Raw genomic sequence first — 15,579 nt, 5'->3', positions numbered from 1 at the left:
CCTCCCCGGTCGCGGCTGCCGTAACGAATAGCTTCATGTGTGCTCCTCCATTCTGACTGGATGGTGATCGGCGCCGCCCACTGCTGAGACGACGCCAATGGGCTAAGCGGATTCCGGGTTCGTCTCCTTCGCCTCCCGAAGGAGGACAGACATGTCGGGGATGCCGTCGGTGGCCGTCGCACCCGCGAGGCAACGCGCAGCCGCAGCATGGGCGACGGCGCAGATATGCTCGACCGGCCAGTTCTCATGCAGGCCGTAGAGCACGGCGGCACAGAAGGCGTCTCCTGCGCCGACCGTGCTGACGATATCATTGGGATCGACGGGTCGCGACCGCGTCATGATCGGGGAAGCGCCTGATGCAAACCAGAAACAGATTTCCGGCGCATGGATGATCGCACCTTTGGTGACGCCTGCGGCAAGCAGGCTCTCGCCCGCTTCCAAAAGCCCCGCCTCGATCAAATCTCCCTTCGCATCGCGAACGGTAACGCCGGTTGCCCGACCCGCCTCCATCTCGTTGATGATCAGATAATCGCAGAAGGGCAGAGCGACGCCGACTTTGGCCGCAAATTCCGGGTCTTCGCTCGATACGAAATCCACGCAGGTCCTAAGCCCCGCGCGGCGCGCCGCTTCCAGCAGGCGCGACGCTCCCGAACGACCGTCGGGACCTATTCGATCGAGACCCGGCAACAGCATGAGGTAGCCGAGATAGAATAGCCGATAGCCGGCCTTGGCAAAGGCTGCTGGTGAGACAAGCTCATCCGTGACGGCATCGTTGGCGCCGCCATGATAGAAGAAGGTCCGGTTCTGGCCGGGCACATTCATGACATGCGTATGCGCCGTCACCCGGTCGGAGAGCGCCGTCAGCCCGCCGACATCGACGCCGGCAAGTGCAAGGCGGGCCTTGACGATTTCTCCATCCTGATCCGCGCCGATGCATCCCGCCGCCGCCAGCTTTCCCGGAAATCCAAGCGAAGCCAGATCGGTGACGACATTGGCCGCCCCGCCCCCCACGCCCAGATCCTGGTGCAGGATATGCGCGAGATTGCCCTGTTCGGGCCAATAGGACAGGGTGTGGACGCGATCGACAATGAAGTTTCCCGCGCAGACGATGCCGCCCTGCTTCTGACTGTCGCGATCGTGAACCTCCGCCCCGGCTCGCATCAGCTGCCTCCTTCGTTCCACAAGGGTCTTAGCGGCGGCTCGTCTTCCTCGATCGCCGCAAAGCGCCCGATCGGCTCCAGAAAGAAATTATCGCTGTTGTCGTCGTTGACCTGGCTGACCTCGCCGACAAGGACAGGTCCGCCCGCTTTCCTGCCGTAAAAGCGGTGGTAAAGCCCGGTGCGGATCGTCACGCTCTGGCCAGGCTGGAGAACCAGCGGCTCCCATGCCGCGAGCCGGTGCGGCAGCCCGTCCACCGGAACCGTCACATCATCCTTCAGCACATTGCCATCGGCATCGGTTGCGGCGAATTCGATGACGAGATCGCCGCCGGCGCGATTGATGATGTCTTCCATCTTCGCCGCATGACGGTGCGTCGGCGTGAGCTGCCCTTCCCCAACGAAGAGCAGCTTTTCGGCATAGGTCCGTTCACCCCTGATATCAACGATGCCATTGCGCAGGCAGAACAGCACGAGGCCGCATTCGGCGAACCGGTTCGAGCCGAAATCGGTGACATCCCAGCCCAGCTGATGGGCACGCAAATAAGCTGAGGCCTCCGGACGAGCGGTAAAATCCGCCGTCGTCCAATACCCCCATGCCGGCAGGGACCAGTGCCAACGCTCGAGAGTCTCGGTTGCTCGCCGCAACGCGGCGTTGATCTCGGAGCGCTGCATCAGACGGATGCCCCACCATACGCGACCGGTACGACGACGTCCTCGCGGCCGGATTTGAGGGCTGCCGTCAGGACCGCATGATGCGCCTGGGCTTCCGCCGGGGTCGCGCAGCCGAAACCGTTGGCATTGCCGCCGGCAAGCTCATCGACGAAGGCCGCCCACATCTGCTGTATGGCGTCGGCAAAACCGAATTCGAAGATCTTGCCTGTTATGGCTGGAAACAGCGAGCCATAGCCGAGATCCTCAGTGCTCCAGGCCTGCGCACCGCCATTATAATCCATCCACTGCCACTGGCGCGGCGACTTCGTGCTGAAGAATGCGCTTTTCTTCATGCCGAGAACCCTGATGTACCAGGTGTTGGATTCGCCGGGCGCAATGCGCCAGGTTTTCAGCACCATCGGGAAATCCTGATCGCCGGTGCGCACGCGGCCGCTGATCGTGGCATTGTCCCAGGTGGTGCAGGGCAGCATGCCGCCCTTGCCGTCAGGACGTTCGGTGACCTTTTTGACCAATTGCGCATGCAGGGTGGTCGGGCGCCAGCCGAGGCGCAGCGGCACGTGCAGCACATGCATGCCGAGATCACCCATGCAGCCATAGTCGCCATTGATGTCGGCCATGCGCTTCCAGTTGATCGGCTTCTGCCGGTCGATATCCGAAGAGTGCAGGAAACCCGCCTCGACTTCGATTATATCTCCCATCTCGCCGCTTTTTGCGAGCGCGATGACCTTCTGTGCGCCGGGGAAGAAAGGCATTTCCGACGAGCAGCGGACCAGGAGTTGGGGATGCTCGGCAAGAACCGCCATGATCTCCCGGTTCTGCGCGGCGTCCATGCCGAAGGGCTTTTCGCCGAGAAGATGCTTTCCGGCCTTCAGGACGTCGATGTAGAATTGCTGGTGCAGCACATGCGGGACTGCGCAATAGACCGCATCGACCTCGGGATTGGCCAGAAGCTCCTTATAGTCGGCGGTGAACTGGCGAACAGTCGGCACATGATCCCTGAACCAGTCGAGCAGCGTCGCGTTGGTATCACAGACGGCGACGATTTCCGGTCGTGCCTTCACATCGGCCAGATGCAGCCAGCGCGCCGCAGCGCTCGCGAACTCTCGCCCCATCAGACCGCAGCCGATGACGCCGAAGCGGAATATTTTCGTCATGACATCTCCTCCCAGACGCGCGTCAGCCAATATGCAGCGAGGCTTGCTCGACGGAAGCCTTGTCATGGACGATTGCCATCAAGGCCCGCGTCATACCGCCGGGATTGTGATGCTGGATGACGTTGCGGCCATAGACGATGCCACGGGCGCCCTGCTCCATCAACTGCTTGGTGCGGATCAGGATTTCCTGATCCGAAACGCGGCCGCCGCCGCGCACCAGCACCGGCAGGCCTTGGGCGATTTCGACCACACGGTGATATTCCTCGACATTGTCGCAGGGGTCGGCCTTGATGATATCGGCGCCGAGTTCGGCCGCCTGGCGCACGAGTGGCAGGATCTTGTCGATCGTGCCATCGACCATGTAGGCGCCCTTGGAATTGTCCTGCATGACGAGCGGCTCGACCATCAGCGGCATGCCGTAGATCTCGCATTCGCGTTTCAGGCTGTTCACATTGCGCACGCAGGCGCGGTAGACTTCCGGCTGGTCCGGCAGCATCAAGAGATTGACGACGACACAGGCAGCATCCAACGCAACGCCCTGTTCCACCGCCCTGTCGATCATTTCGGAAAACAGCTGAGACGGCAGGGGATTGCCATAAATGTTGGCGATGTCGGTACGCAGCACCAGTGCCGGACGATGCTTACCGGGAATAGCCTGCAGCATGGGTGCCGTCCCCGGCGGCAGCTGAATGGCATCCGGCGCCGCTTGCGCGATCACCTCGATGGCAGTCTTCATGTTCTCGATGCCGGCGAGGAAAGTCCGTTCATTGAACATGCCGTGATCGATGGCAACGTCAAAACAATTTCCAGACACGCCGAAAAGTCGGTTCAACCGCGCGGATTTCATGAAGCTTCCTCCCAATATGGCAACGTTTCCACATTTGGATAAACGCAGCAGGAATGCGAGTCAAGATAATGTGGTAACGTTTCCATGCCGGTTTTCCAGGTGTGGACGAGGCGCCGATCGCACCTCGTCCGGGAAGGACTACCAGCAGGTAAAACCTGCATCGACGTTGACGATCGCCCCGGTCATCAGGCTGGCGGCGCCGGATGCGAGAAAGAGGACGGCGCTTGCAACCTCTTCCGGCGTTCCCATCCTGCCCATCGGCGTGTCGGCGAGCCAGAGCGGGATACGCTCGCGATTGGCTTCGACGGCGACCACCATCGGTGTCTCGATATAGGTGGGCGCGACGGCGTTTACCCTGATGCCGTGGTGCGCCCACTCGGCGGCCAACGAGCGTGTGAGGTGATGGACTGCCGCCTTGGAGACGTTATAGGCCGTCTGAGGCTGGGGCCGGTTGCAGATGTGCCCCGACATCGAGCCGAGGTTCACGATGGCACCGCGTTTCATCGAAATCATGGGACGACCGAAGGCGCGCGAGCACCAGAAGACGCCATTCACATTGACGTCCATCATGCGCAGCCAATCCGCGTCGGTGAGCTCCTGCGCCGGAATGCCGCTCTGGCCAATGCCGGCATTGTTGACGAGGATCGTCGCCGGTCGCCCGCTATCGGCAAGCTCGGTTGCGATCGCCTCCATTCGGGCCGCGTCGGTGACGTCGCCGACCCGGACTTCGACGTGGTAGCCTCTATCGCGCAGCGCAAGCGCTTGCTCAGCGTCGGCCTCGCTGCGTTCGATGACGACGACGGCGGCGCCCGCCTCCGCCAGCGCCTCGGTGCAGCAGAGCCCGATCGCACGCCCTCCGCCTGTGACCACCGCCCGTTCGCCGTCGAGGCGAAATTTCTCCTGGTAACTCATGCTCGGGCTCCTTCAGATGTCAAAGGCGCTTGGGAGCACCACGATATCGCGGATGGTGACGTTGCGCGGCCGGGTCAGCATGAAGATGATCGCGTCGGCGACTTCCTTGGGCTCGATCAAAGCCCCGGCCTCCTTGGCCTTGCGAAGGTTCTCTTCCGGCCAATCCGCAAGCAAAGCGCTGATCACCGGCCCCGGAGAAACCGACCCCACACGAATGCCACTTTTCAGAAGCTGGCGTCGCATCGTCTGGACGAAGCACGTCATCGCCCACTTCGACGACGAATAGACCGGTTCCCATGGAATCGCCGAATGTCCGGCGACGGAGCTGGTGACGACAATGTCGCCAGTGCCACGTTCGATCATGTGGGGAATGACGTTTCGAACGTTCTTGATGACGACATTGACGTTGAGATTGAGCATCCGATCGATGGTATCGAGATCGGTTTCCATCAGGTCGCCGCCAATATAGGTGCCTGCATTGGCATGCAGGATGTCGAGTTTTCCGGTCTTCGACAGAATGCCATCGAGCAGTCCCGCACACTCGCCCGGATCCAGCAAGTTGATCTTGAGCGGAATAGCGCGCTCGCCAAGCCGGGCACAAACTGTCTCAAGGGCCTTCTCATCGCGATCCACCAGCACGACCGTCGCGCCAGCAGCGAGCATTGCCTCCGTCGAAGCGAGTCCTATTCCGGATGCAGCGCCGGTGACCGCCGCGATCTTCCCATTCAATTCCGTCATCGATTTTTCCTCCTGCTTGATTCTGATTGCTAATTATTCCCGACGCCGCAGGCGGCGTGATAGTCCGCAAGACTCTTCGTCACCCTCCAGATCAAAACCTGTTCCGGATCGAGTGGTGCATCTGCGAAACCCTGCGCGGCCGGCATATGCTGCCAAAGCAATGGCAGCGGTACGGTTTGCCCTCGAAGGGCCTCGCACAGGCGCCGGACGGCATCTTGTGCTTCAGCCGACGCCCAATAATAGCGGATGCGGTCAGATAGCGAATAGTGCCGCAGCCAGCGCATCTCAGCGTTTGTCCCGTGGTAGTGGCGGCTCCAGTTGCCGGGCTGATCGAGCATCAGCGCTTCCATCGCCGCATAGAGCGGACGCTGGCCGTAATCGGGCAAGAGGTCCGAAGCGATCGCATCCAGCGCGTAGAGCGCCTCGCGCAGGACGAAGGTCAGCTCGGGACCGACCTTCAGAATGGGAAACCCGTCCTCCACCAGCGCGGTCAAGGGCCGGGTCCCCTGATAATCCGTCGAGTGGGCCTCGAACACGAATTGCGGCTCCTCGGTCAGCACCGATTTCAGCGCGTCTATCTTGCTGCGATCATAAAGAATGACATTGTGATTGCCGAACTCGACGCCCGGCTGAACGACCAGCCCGATGGCCCGTCCAAACGCTTGCCCGAGTCCTGCCTCCGCAAAGATCCGGCGGTGGACTTCGATCGTCTTCAGCGCCGCTGAGGCCGCCGTCGGTTCGATGGTTGTCAGGGCATGGTCGGCCCCGCCTGGCGGCGGCACTTCGGTGCCGATGACGTAAACCGGCATTGCGCCGCCGGCCTTCTTCGCCGAGGCCTCGGCGACCGCCGCAAGCCGCGCGGCGCGATGGGCGGTGGTTTCGTCGTCGAGCGCCACCGGCTCGCCCCTGGAGCCCATCGAGGCGTCGAGGTGAATCTTGCGGAATCCGGCGTCGACATAGGCGGCAACCATCTTCTCCGCCTCGGCCATCGCCTCTTCCGCCGGACGGTCGCGCCAAGGATTGGGGCCGAGATGGTCACCGCCGAGAAGGATGAGATTTTCGGGGCACCCCTCCTCGACTGCTATTTTACGGACGAGAGACGCGAAGTCGCATGGCGTCATTCCGGTGTAGCCGCCGAGGTGGTTGACCTGGTTGCAGGTCGCTTCGATCAGGACGGTGCTCTCGTGTTGCCGTCCGTGTCGGAGCGCGGCGCGAAGCACGATCGGGTGGGCGGAGCATACAGAGGTCACGCCTCTGGGGTGGCCTTCGATCCTCAGCCTGGCCAGTTCGTTGAGATGCTGCGGCATCACGGCCGCCTTTCCGTTGAAGCGATAAACGCATCGAGTTCTTGCTGAGTGCCGGCACCTTCCATCGGACCGAGGACCGTCACGTTGCGGGCGCCAGCGGCCGAACCATAGGTCAGAGCTTCCTTCTCGGACATTCCGAGCCGCCGGCAGGTGAGATAGGCACCGCCGAAGCAGTCGCCGGCGCCCGTGGGGTCGACCTCCTGAACGACAAATGCCGGGGCGTCGATGCGGTCTCCTTGCCTGCCGAAATAGGTTGCGCCGTCGGCTCCGCGCTTCAGCACGATCTCCTTGACGCCCATCTCGAACAAGCGGCGGATCGCTTCTGCCTCGCCTTCGACACCTGCGGCACGCTCAAGCTCCTCTCCGGACGGCAGAAGCAGATCGGCGGCAGCGACAAGCTTGGAAAAGCGCCGTTCGGTGTCCTTGTCCAGCTTCAATTCCTTGCGAATGTTCGGGTCCACCGAGAGCGTTCCCCCGCGTGCCTTGACGATGTCGACCGCCTTGTCGATCACTTCGCGCGCGCTGGGGACCGACAGAGCGGAGCCCATCACGTGAAGATGCCCGCTCCGATTGATGAGATCGCCGACCGCTTGAGACCAGCCGAAGCGCGCAGCTGCCGATGTGGCGATGTTGTAGACGAAATCCCGGGAGCCATCCTTGCGATAGCGGACAAAGGCGCTTCCCGTGGGATAGTCCGGATCGATCGAGATCGTCGAAACATCGACGCCGTCGCGTTTGAGGCGATCGGTATTGACCCGACCGAAATCGTCATCGCCGACGGCGCCGACCATCGCGGCCTTACCGCCGAGGCGGCCGCACTGCGAGATGAAGATCGCCGGCGCCCCGCTCGCGAACGGACCGACGAGCGGCTGGGCTTCGAGAAAACCGTCTCCCACCGTCGTGGCGACGATCTCGACGAGGATCTCCCCTACGCAAACCGTGGGACCAAGCTGGTCCGGAGCCAGTACTGAAGTCATTTGCAATCCTGCTTTCGATCGTTCTTGTCGTCAACTCGTCGCCGATTGGACCGGCGCACCGTCCTCGCTGCCGAACTCCTCGCTCTCCAGGGACAGAAAGCGCTGGTGCAACATGCATGCCGCCCCGAAGGCGGAGCCGAACTCCGCATCATCGTCCACGACGATCTCAGGCATGGGGAAAGGTATATTCTGGCCCTCCGACATGTGGACCGCCACGCGGGCGGCGACCATCGGGTAGAGAGACGCCACAGAGCCACCCAGCACGATCCTGTCGGGGTCGAGCAGACGACAGGCCTGCAGCAATGCGTATGCGAGATGGCGCGACCAGGTTTCGGCGATATTGACCGCAGCCGGGACACGGTCACGAACGCCGCCAAGAAATTCCTGCAGATCCGCGTGACTACGTCCAACTGCCTCACGATACTGCCTGATGAGGACCTCGCGACCGATCAGTTGTTCGAACTTCTGACCGCCGCTTCCCGGTACCAGAGTGTGGCCGATTTCTCCTGCCAGACCGTGGCCGCCCCGGAATAGCTTGCCATCGATCATGATGCCGCCGCCGACGCCCGTTTCCATCAGCAGGAACAGGGTCACGCCTGCGGCACCGTGCCGATAGCTGTCACCGATCGCAAAGGCGTTGGCGTCGTTTTCGACCGCGATCGGCACCGCAGCCGGGAAGGCGGACCGCCCAATCTCCTTCAACGACACCTCTCGCCATCCGATGATGGGGGCGAGGGTGACAATTCCGTCCGGCCGGATGTGGGCCGGCGCCGATATGCCAAGACCCTTGCACCGTCCGATCATCCCTTTCGCCATCGCACTGACAATCAGCTCGACGCCCTGCGCAACCGCCTCCTCCACCGTCGAAGACGGTGTGTCGAACGCTATTTTCCGACATGCCCGGACCTCGGCGGAGAGATCGACAACTGCCGCCGATATATGCTCGACGCCAATCTCGATTCCGACGAAGAATGCGGCATCGGGGACCAGTTCGAGCATGATGCCCGGACGACCGGCACGGGAATGCTCCAAACGCTGCTTGCCGCTCTCATCCGACTCCTGAACGAACCCGCCTTCCGTCAGTTCGGCGACGATCTCTCCCGAAGATGAGCGATTCATCCCGAGCTTCCGGGCCAGATCGGCCCGGCTGAGGCTTCGGTGGGCGTAGATCGTCTGCAAGGCGGCGACGATATTGTTCTGTCGGATCCTGCGCGGCGAACTTCCGATGGAGACGGTGTCGTTCATATTTCAATTCCCTTCAGTCGGCCCAACCCTTACACGACTGGAACAGGCTGTCAGAAGGATAATCAGGGCCGCGCGTTTGTGGCGCGGCGACGCTCGGCCTCGTCATATTTCAGCTCGATGTAGCGCTTCGCGTGCGCGGCAAGCGGATCATTATCCTCCCAGGTGTCGCGCCAGATCGCGCAGGCGAGCGACAGGCCTTCATCGACGACCGTCGTCGAGAAGCTTTCGAACACGATGTCGCGTTTGTAGTCGATGTCGAGCAGGGCATCGAAGATCAGATCGAAGTTGATGACGCCGTCGCCGAGATAGCCGCGATTGCTCTCGCCGATGTGGAAGTAGCCGATCTTGTCGCCGGCCAGACGGATGGCGGCGGCCGGATTGGCTTCCTCGATGTTCATATGAAACGTGTCGAGGTGGAGACGGACATGCTCCGATCCGGTCTCGGCGATGAACTTCAGTCCCTGTGCCGCCGTATTCAGCAGGTTCGTCTCGAACCGGTTGACAACCTCCAGGACGAGATCGACGTTCGCCTGCCTGGCGACCTCGGCGGTCGCGGCGATCGCGGCGACGCTGTTGTCCCAGCCCTTCTTCGTCGGCTGGCGATTATACTTGGTGTGCGCGGAATAGAGAATCCCGCCGAGCTTGTTGCCGCCGATATCACGGACCGCCCGAACGGCGTCGGCCAGCGTCTGCTTGCCAGCGGATACCGCAGAGGTATCCTCGCTCGAGACGTCCTTGTCGAGCGGCAGACCCATCGTCACGCCAATCTCCACGTCAAGCGACTGCGCAAGCTTTGCCAATCGATCGAGATTGAATTTCTCGGGCCGCAGATAGGCAAATTCGATGGTGCGATATCCGTGTTCGGCCGTCTTGTTGAGGGCCATCTCCAGCCCTTCCTGCGTTTGGCCGCCTGTCCATACAAATGAATGGATACCCAATCGACGCATAGCCTTTTCCTCCAAAAAATGCCTTTGGCTGCGCACAGTGCTATGCCATTTAGTTTGGCAAGACAACAAATAATTTTGGCTGAATTTTTTTTGCTGCTTTGCAAAATTACCTTGCAATGCAATATTTTAAGCTTCTCGCCATTGCATTCCACTCTCTCTCGGAAATTAGTTTCTGCAAAAATCAATGGGATAGATCCGCGATTTGCATGTTTAGACAACAAATGTTGCGCTGGCAGTTTTTTTGGCCTACACAATGCACCGGCGAAATGATCTCGCTGCAATTTGGGAGGATTGAAAATGAATTATGCTTTGAAGGCTAGCGCGCTTGCGCTGACGCTCGGCCTCGCCACTACCGCGTCGCCGGCCTGGGCTGACTTCTGGTCCGACGCCGGGGCTAAATTCAAGGGCGTGACACTGCACGGCGTCACCGAAAGCACCCCGCCATCGAACTACATCAAAAACGTGCTCGCTCCGGAATTCGAAAAGAAGACCGGCATCAAGGTCGACATCGAGACGACATCCTGGGATCAGATGTACGACAAGGCCATCAAGGACATGGAAGCCAAGACCGGCATCTATGACATGGTCTACATCGAGCAGGACATCATCTACTCCTATCTGGCCAGGAATTTCCTCGTCGACATCACGAAGACGCTGAAAGACCAGCCGGATCTGAAGGCGCCGACCTACGACGATGCGAACTTCACCAGCTTTGCCGACTACTTCAAGGACACGAGCGGCGATCTCTTCGGCGTTCCGATGGAAGCTTTCCTGAAGACCTATCTCTATCGCAAGGACCTCTTCGACGATCCGAAGATCAAGGAAGCCTTCAAGAAGGAAACCGGCAACGACTTGAAGCCGGCGACTACGCACGCGGAATACACCCAGATTGCCGAATTCTTCACGAAGTACGGCAAGGACAACGGCATGGAGCTCTGGGGCACGACCGCTCAGGCACATACAGGCCATGCTGCGTCCTGGTATGAATTCTTCGAGTCCATCGTGCCGACCTTCGGCGTCTACAATTGGGGCATCGACGCCAAGAACAACTATGCAGCGACGGTCGAACACGGCGGTACGATGAACGGCGACAAGGCGAAGGCCGCGTTGAAGTATTGGCTGCACCTGCGCGACATCGCTCCTCCAGAATCGACGCAGTCAACCTGGACGGAAACCGCAACGACGTTCGCCGCGGGCCGCGTCGCCCAGGGGTTGATCTATGGTGAGAATGCCGCGTGGATCGCAAGCGATCCAGCGCAGTCGAAGGTGGTCGGCCAGGTCGGATTCGCTCTGCCGCCGCTCGAGCCGGGCGTGCTGGACGACGCGAAAGCCGGAAAGGGCTATATCGGCTACTACGATGGCGGCGCCTTCGGCGTGCCTGTCACGTCCAAGAACAAGGAAGCATCGCTGCTCTTCCTCGAATTCATCGGCCAGAACGAAGTGCAGCCCGATTGGGCGATCGCCGCACCGCGCATCACCAACAAGGCAACGTTCGACGATCCAAAGGTGAAGGCGATGGACGTCAAGCTCGGCGGCTTCTACACGATGCTGAAGGACGAGGGCAAGCTCTTCGCCGGTGCTCCTCCCTACCCCTTCCATGCGCAGGTGCGTGAAGCGACCGCTCCCATCTTCTACGACATCCTGACCGGCAAGATCGGCCCCGATGAAGGCCTCGACCAGATGGCGGCCAAGGCCGAAGAGGAGCTCACCTCGCTCGGCTATCGCAAATAAAACATCCTCCCCAACTGACGGGTCGTTCCGGCGACCCGTCATCTTTCGCTCCCTGATGGAGCGGACGTCCACATAGTGTTCAATGGGGGATAGGCGATGCATTCGCAGAAGCTCGGGTGGCTGTTGCTGTCACCGACCATAGTGATCCTTGGACTGTTCGGGATCTTTCCGTTCATCTACGTCCTCTGGGTCTCTTTCCACGCATGGAACCCGTTTGCGGCCAACCCAGGCATGGTCTTCAACTGGGCTGACAACTATCGGCGACTCGTCTTCGACCCGCAGTTCCTGGCATCGCTCGGCATAACCCTGGCATTCGTCTTCTTCGCGGTCGTGTCGGAGTTGGTCCTCGGCTACATCCTCGCCCAGGCGCTGCTCAAGGACTTTCCCGGAAAAGCGGTGTTTCGCACGATCCATACTCTGCCCCTGATCATGGCGCCGATCATCGTCGGCTCAGTCTGGAAGCTGATGACCACACCGTCCATCGGCATCATTCCCTATCTTCTGAGGAGCTGGTTCGGGTACGACCTGAACATCGGCCAGAGCGCCGTCGCGGCCTTCACCGTCACGGTCATCATGGATATCTGGCACTGGACGCCGCTCGTCACCCTCTCGCTGATCGCCGCACTCGTCTCGCTCCCAGCAGACCCGTTCGAGCAGGCCCAGATCGACGGTGCGGGCAAGAGCCAGATCTTCTGGCACATAACGCTCCCCTTGATCCGCCCGGCCATGCTCGCCACTGTGTTCATCAGGCTCATGGATGCGCTGCGCACCGTCGACGAAGTCCTGATGCTGACCGGGGGCGGCCCCGGCTCATCGACGCGCTACATCGGCGTCCATATCTTCAAGGAAGTCTTCCCCAAGACGAATTACGGCTACGGTTCGGCGATCTCCGTCATCGTCCTCTACCTCACCATCGTCGTCTGCTGGCTGCTCTACGTCGGCTTGATTGCTCCCCGCGTGAAGAGAGGTTGAAGCGATGAAGACCAAAAATCCCTGGCTTCCGGTCCTCCTGTGGACCTTGATAAGCTTCGTGACCCTTTTCCCGATCTACTGGCTCTTCGTCATATCGGTGAAGCAGCCCTTCGACCTGTTCTCGACGCCCGACGTCATTCTGCGGAGCTTCTTCTGGAAGAACTACCAGGACGTGCTGACGAATCCGACCTTGCGCGGATACATGCTCAACTCGATGATCATTTCGTCAGGCAATGCGCTGCTCGTCACGACGCTCGGCTTTTTTGCCTGTTACGCCCTGACGCGCTTCGACCTCGCCGGCAAGGAAAGCATCTTCTTCTGGACGATCACCAACCGCATGGCGCCGCCGGCGGTCTTCCTGCTGCCGCTTTTCCTGCTGCTGACGCAGGTCTACAGGATCGGCGACTTCTCGCTCGCCGATTCCAAGCTGGGCATGATCCTGGTCTATTGCTCCTTCAACCTTCCCTTCGCCATCTGGACGCTGCGCCCGACCGTGGAAGGCATTCCGAAGGAATTGGACGAGGCGGCCTATATGGACGGCGCGAGCCCATGGACCGTCCTCTATGATATCATCTTTCCTTTGGCACGGCCCGGACTTGCGGTGACGCTGATCCTGACCTGGGTGTTTGCGTGGAACGAATACCTGCTGGCGGCGACGCTGACCAACTTCCATGCGCGGACCCTGACCACCGGCTTGTCGGAATATGTGACGACCACGGGGACGGCCTGGGGCATCATGGCCGCGATCTCCATGCTGACATTGGTTCCGGCGCTCATCGTCTTCTCGGTGGTGCAGCGTCACATCGTCGCCGGCCTGACCTTCGGCGCCGTGAAAGGATGAAACGATGACGTCTCAATCAGGAAATAACGAACCCAAGCCGGGGTTTCTGCCGATCGAAACGAACTGGTTCGACCGGCTCTTCATCTCGATCGTGATCTGGGTCGCACTCTCCCTGTTCTGGATGCGGTTCATCGAGCCGTTTGGGCTTTCCGTATGGTTTGCGGCGGCGATCTCGGCAGTCCTTGGCGCCTACATCGTCTGGAAGGGATGAGATGATGAATTCCGTCAGCACCATCAAGACACAAACTGCGCTGCTTTAGGGGGAACGACATTGGCAAACGTACAGGTTAGCGACGTCACCAAGAAATATGGCTCTCTTCAGGTCATGCACGGCGTCAGCGTCGACATCGAGGATGGCGAATTCGTCGTGCTGGTCGGTCCATCCGGATGCGGCAAGTCCACCCTGCTCCGGATGATCGCCGGGCTGGAGACGGTCAGCAGCGGAGACATCCGGATCGGCGGCCGTGTCGTCACCGACGCTCCTCCAAAGGAGCGTGACATTGCGATGGTGTTCCAGAGCTACGCACTCTATCCCCACAAGACGGTCGCCGAGAATATGGGCTTTCCGCTGAGGATGGCCAAGCGTCCCAAGGCGGAGATCGACGAGAAGGTCGGCAAGGCGGCCGAGATCCTCGACCTGACACGTTATCTCGACCGCTATCCGAAGCAACTGTCGGGCGGACAGCGTCAACGCGTGGCGATGGGTCGTGCCATCGTCCGGGATCCGAAGGTCTTCCTGTTCGACGAGCCATTGTCGAACCTGGACGCCAAGCTTCGCGTCACCATGCGCGTCGAAATCAAGGAGCTTCACCAGCGGCTGAAGACCACCACTGTCTACGTCACGCACGATCAGATCGAGGCCATGACGATGGCCAACAAGATCGTGGTGATGCGCGACGGGAGGGTCGAGCAGATCGGCAAGCCTCTCGATCTCTACGACTTCCCGGTAAACCTTTTTGTCGCCGGCTTCATCGGCAGCCCATCGATGAACTTCCTTCAGGGCCGCATAGCCACCCGCGACGGCAGGAAGGTCGTCGTCACCGACCAGGGCATCACCCTGCCGATGGCAGACACAAATGCGGATGAAGGAAGAGCCGTTACCTACGGCATCCGACCAGAGCATATCACGATCGGCGAGGAAGGCGTTCCTGTGGAGGTATCGGTGTTCGAGCCCACCGGCTCCGAGACATTGATCTTCGGCCGCACGGGAGGCGTGCCGATCGACGCCCTGATCCGCGAGCGCATCGAGGTAGATCCCGGACGGACAATGTACTTCCACATCGATCCCCGGCGTGCGCATATCTTCGATCGGGAAACAGGCCAGAGACTGTAGGAGGACGCCCCATGGACTTCAAAGGAAAGACGGTGATCGTGACCGGCGCCGGAAAAGGCATCGGACGCGAAATTGTGAGGATGCTCGTCGAACGGGGAGCGCAAGTCGTCGCCCTGACTCGGAGTGCTGCCGACGTCGAAGCGCTGCAAGGGGAATCCGGCTGCCGGGCCATACAGGTCGACCTCGCCGATGCCGATGCGACCAGAGAGGCTGCCATCGCTGCCCTTCCCGCCGATTTCCTCGTCAACTGCGCCGGCACGACCGAGCTCCAGCCGTTCCTGGATACGACAGTCGGAAGCATTCGACCGTCTTGTCGCAGTCAACACGCGTGCTCCGATGATCGTCGCCCAGGAATATGCTCGTTCACTGATCAAAGAGGGCCGCAAAGGCGCCATCGTCAATGTCTCGTCGGTCGCCTCCTTCGTCGGCCTCCCCGACCACGCTGCCTATTGCGCGTCGAAGGGCGGATTGGATGGCTTGACGCGTGTCATGGCAAAGGAGCTTGCACCTCACGGCATCCGCGCGAACGGAATCCATCCCACGGTGACGCTGACGCCGATGGCGGTGAAGGCATGGAGCGATCCCGAGAAAGCCGCAGGGATGATGGAGCGAATTCCCGTCGGTCGCTTCGCCGAGCCGGCAGATATCGCCGAGGTTGTCCTTTTCCTGCTCTCAGATCAGGCTGCCATGGTGAACGGCATATCGATGCCGGTGGACGGCGGCTACATGATTGCCTGAAGTTC

Annotated in this window: 15 protein-coding genes and 1 pseudogene; 6 read left to right on the top strand and 10 right to left on the bottom strand. The window is 60.8% G+C overall.

The features are described from left to right. Positions 1–102 precede the first annotated feature (102 nt). From CUJ84_RS01485 to CUJ84_RS01440, 10 genes are all read right to left on the bottom strand, one after another. On the bottom strand, positions 103–1,161 hold the full coding sequence (locus CUJ84_RS01485; protein ID WP_105004926.1) for a carbohydrate kinase family protein: 1,059 nt from the start codon (positions 1,159–1,161) through the stop codon (positions 103–105). After that, the gene (locus CUJ84_RS01480) at positions 1,161–1,832 is read right to left on the bottom strand and encodes a D-lyxose/D-mannose family sugar isomerase (protein ID WP_105004925.1); all 672 of its coding nucleotides are present in this window, start codon (positions 1,830–1,832) and stop codon (positions 1,161–1,163) included. Before CUJ84_RS01480 ends, CUJ84_RS01485 begins: the two co-directional genes overlap by 1 nt. Further along, the gene (locus tag CUJ84_RS01475) at positions 1,832–2,986 is read right to left on the bottom strand and encodes a Gfo/Idh/MocA family protein (protein WP_105004924.1); all 1,155 of its coding nucleotides are present in this window, start codon (positions 2,984–2,986) and stop codon (positions 1,832–1,834) included. The genes CUJ84_RS01480 and CUJ84_RS01475 overlap by 1 nt, the downstream gene beginning before the upstream one ends. 22 nt (positions 2,987–3,008) lie before the next feature. Continuing rightward, positions 3,009–3,833 (bottom strand): class I fructose-bisphosphate aldolase, encoded by an 825-nt coding sequence (locus CUJ84_RS01470; RefSeq protein ID WP_105004923.1) that lies wholly within the window; start codon positions 3,831–3,833, stop codon positions 3,009–3,011. A 138-nt stretch (positions 3,834–3,971) separates the two neighbouring features. After that, complete coding sequence (locus CUJ84_RS01465) at positions 3,972–4,745, bottom strand: SDR family NAD(P)-dependent oxidoreductase (RefSeq protein WP_105004922.1); 774 nt, start codon at positions 4,743–4,745, stop codon at positions 3,972–3,974. Positions 4,746–4,757: 12 nt separating this feature from the next. After that, positions 4,758–5,483 carry an SDR family oxidoreductase gene (locus tag CUJ84_RS01460; RefSeq protein ID WP_105004921.1) on the bottom strand — a complete coding sequence of 242 codons (726 nt, stop codon included), beginning with the start codon at positions 5,481–5,483 and terminating at the stop codon, positions 4,758–4,760. Between the two features lie 29 nt (positions 5,484–5,512). Beyond that, positions 5,513–6,790 carry a D-tagatose-bisphosphate aldolase, class II, non-catalytic subunit gene (locus tag CUJ84_RS01455; RefSeq protein WP_105004920.1) on the bottom strand — a complete coding sequence of 426 codons (1,278 nt, stop codon included), beginning with the start codon at positions 6,788–6,790 and terminating at the stop codon, positions 5,513–5,515. Further along, complete coding sequence (locus CUJ84_RS01450; RefSeq protein ID WP_105004919.1) at positions 6,790–7,767, bottom strand: tagatose kinase; 978 nt, start codon at positions 7,765–7,767, stop codon at positions 6,790–6,792. The genes CUJ84_RS01455 and CUJ84_RS01450 overlap by 1 nt, the downstream gene beginning before the upstream one ends. Before the next feature lie 30 nt (positions 7,768–7,797). Continuing rightward, complete coding sequence (locus CUJ84_RS01445; RefSeq protein WP_105004918.1) at positions 7,798–9,012, bottom strand: ROK family transcriptional regulator; 1,215 nt, start codon at positions 9,010–9,012, stop codon at positions 7,798–7,800. Between the two features lie 62 nt (positions 9,013–9,074). Then, on the bottom strand, positions 9,075–9,959 hold the full coding sequence (locus tag CUJ84_RS01440) for a sugar phosphate isomerase/epimerase family protein (RefSeq protein WP_105004917.1): 885 nt from the start codon (positions 9,957–9,959) through the stop codon (positions 9,075–9,077). Positions 9,960–10,256: 297 nt separating this feature from the next. Between CUJ84_RS01440 and CUJ84_RS01435 the strand changes: the two genes are divergently transcribed. The 6 genes and pseudogenes from CUJ84_RS01435 (at position 10,257) to CUJ84_RS01410 (ending at position 15,574) form a co-directional block, all read left to right on the top strand. Next, positions 10,257–11,690 carry an extracellular solute-binding protein gene (locus CUJ84_RS01435; RefSeq protein ID WP_042954421.1) on the top strand — a complete coding sequence of 478 codons (1,434 nt, stop codon included), beginning with the start codon at positions 10,257–10,259 and terminating at the stop codon, positions 11,688–11,690. 96 nt (positions 11,691–11,786) lie between these two features. Next, positions 11,787–12,662, top strand: a complete 876-nt coding sequence (locus CUJ84_RS01430; RefSeq protein WP_105004916.1) for a carbohydrate ABC transporter permease — start codon at positions 11,787–11,789, stop codon at positions 12,660–12,662. A 4-nt stretch (positions 12,663–12,666) separates the two neighbouring features. Next, a complete protein-coding gene (locus tag CUJ84_RS01425) occupies positions 12,667–13,503 on the top strand; it encodes a carbohydrate ABC transporter permease (protein ID WP_027686046.1) in 837 nt (278 codons plus the stop codon). Between the two features lie 4 nt (positions 13,504–13,507). Then, positions 13,508–13,714: a DUF2160 family membrane protein gene (locus tag CUJ84_RS01420; protein WP_018447078.1), complete on the top strand. Its 207-nt coding sequence runs from the start codon at positions 13,508–13,510 to the stop codon at positions 13,712–13,714. Positions 13,715–13,774: 60 nt separating this feature from the next. After that, positions 13,775–14,836: an ABC transporter ATP-binding protein gene (locus CUJ84_RS01415; protein ID WP_105004915.1), complete on the top strand. Its 1,062-nt coding sequence runs from the start codon at positions 13,775–13,777 to the stop codon at positions 14,834–14,836. A gap of 11 nt (positions 14,837–14,847) precedes the next feature. Beyond that, a pseudogene (locus CUJ84_RS01410) lies at positions 14,848–15,574 on the top strand (SDR family oxidoreductase). Positions 15,575–15,579 lie beyond the last annotated feature (5 nt).

The sequence above is a fragment of the Rhizobium leguminosarum genome, from assembly GCF_002953715.1.
Classification (GTDB): domain Bacteria; phylum Pseudomonadota; class Alphaproteobacteria; order Rhizobiales; family Rhizobiaceae; genus Rhizobium; species Rhizobium leguminosarum_V.
This window is presented reverse-complemented; position numbering and strand designations above follow the sequence as displayed.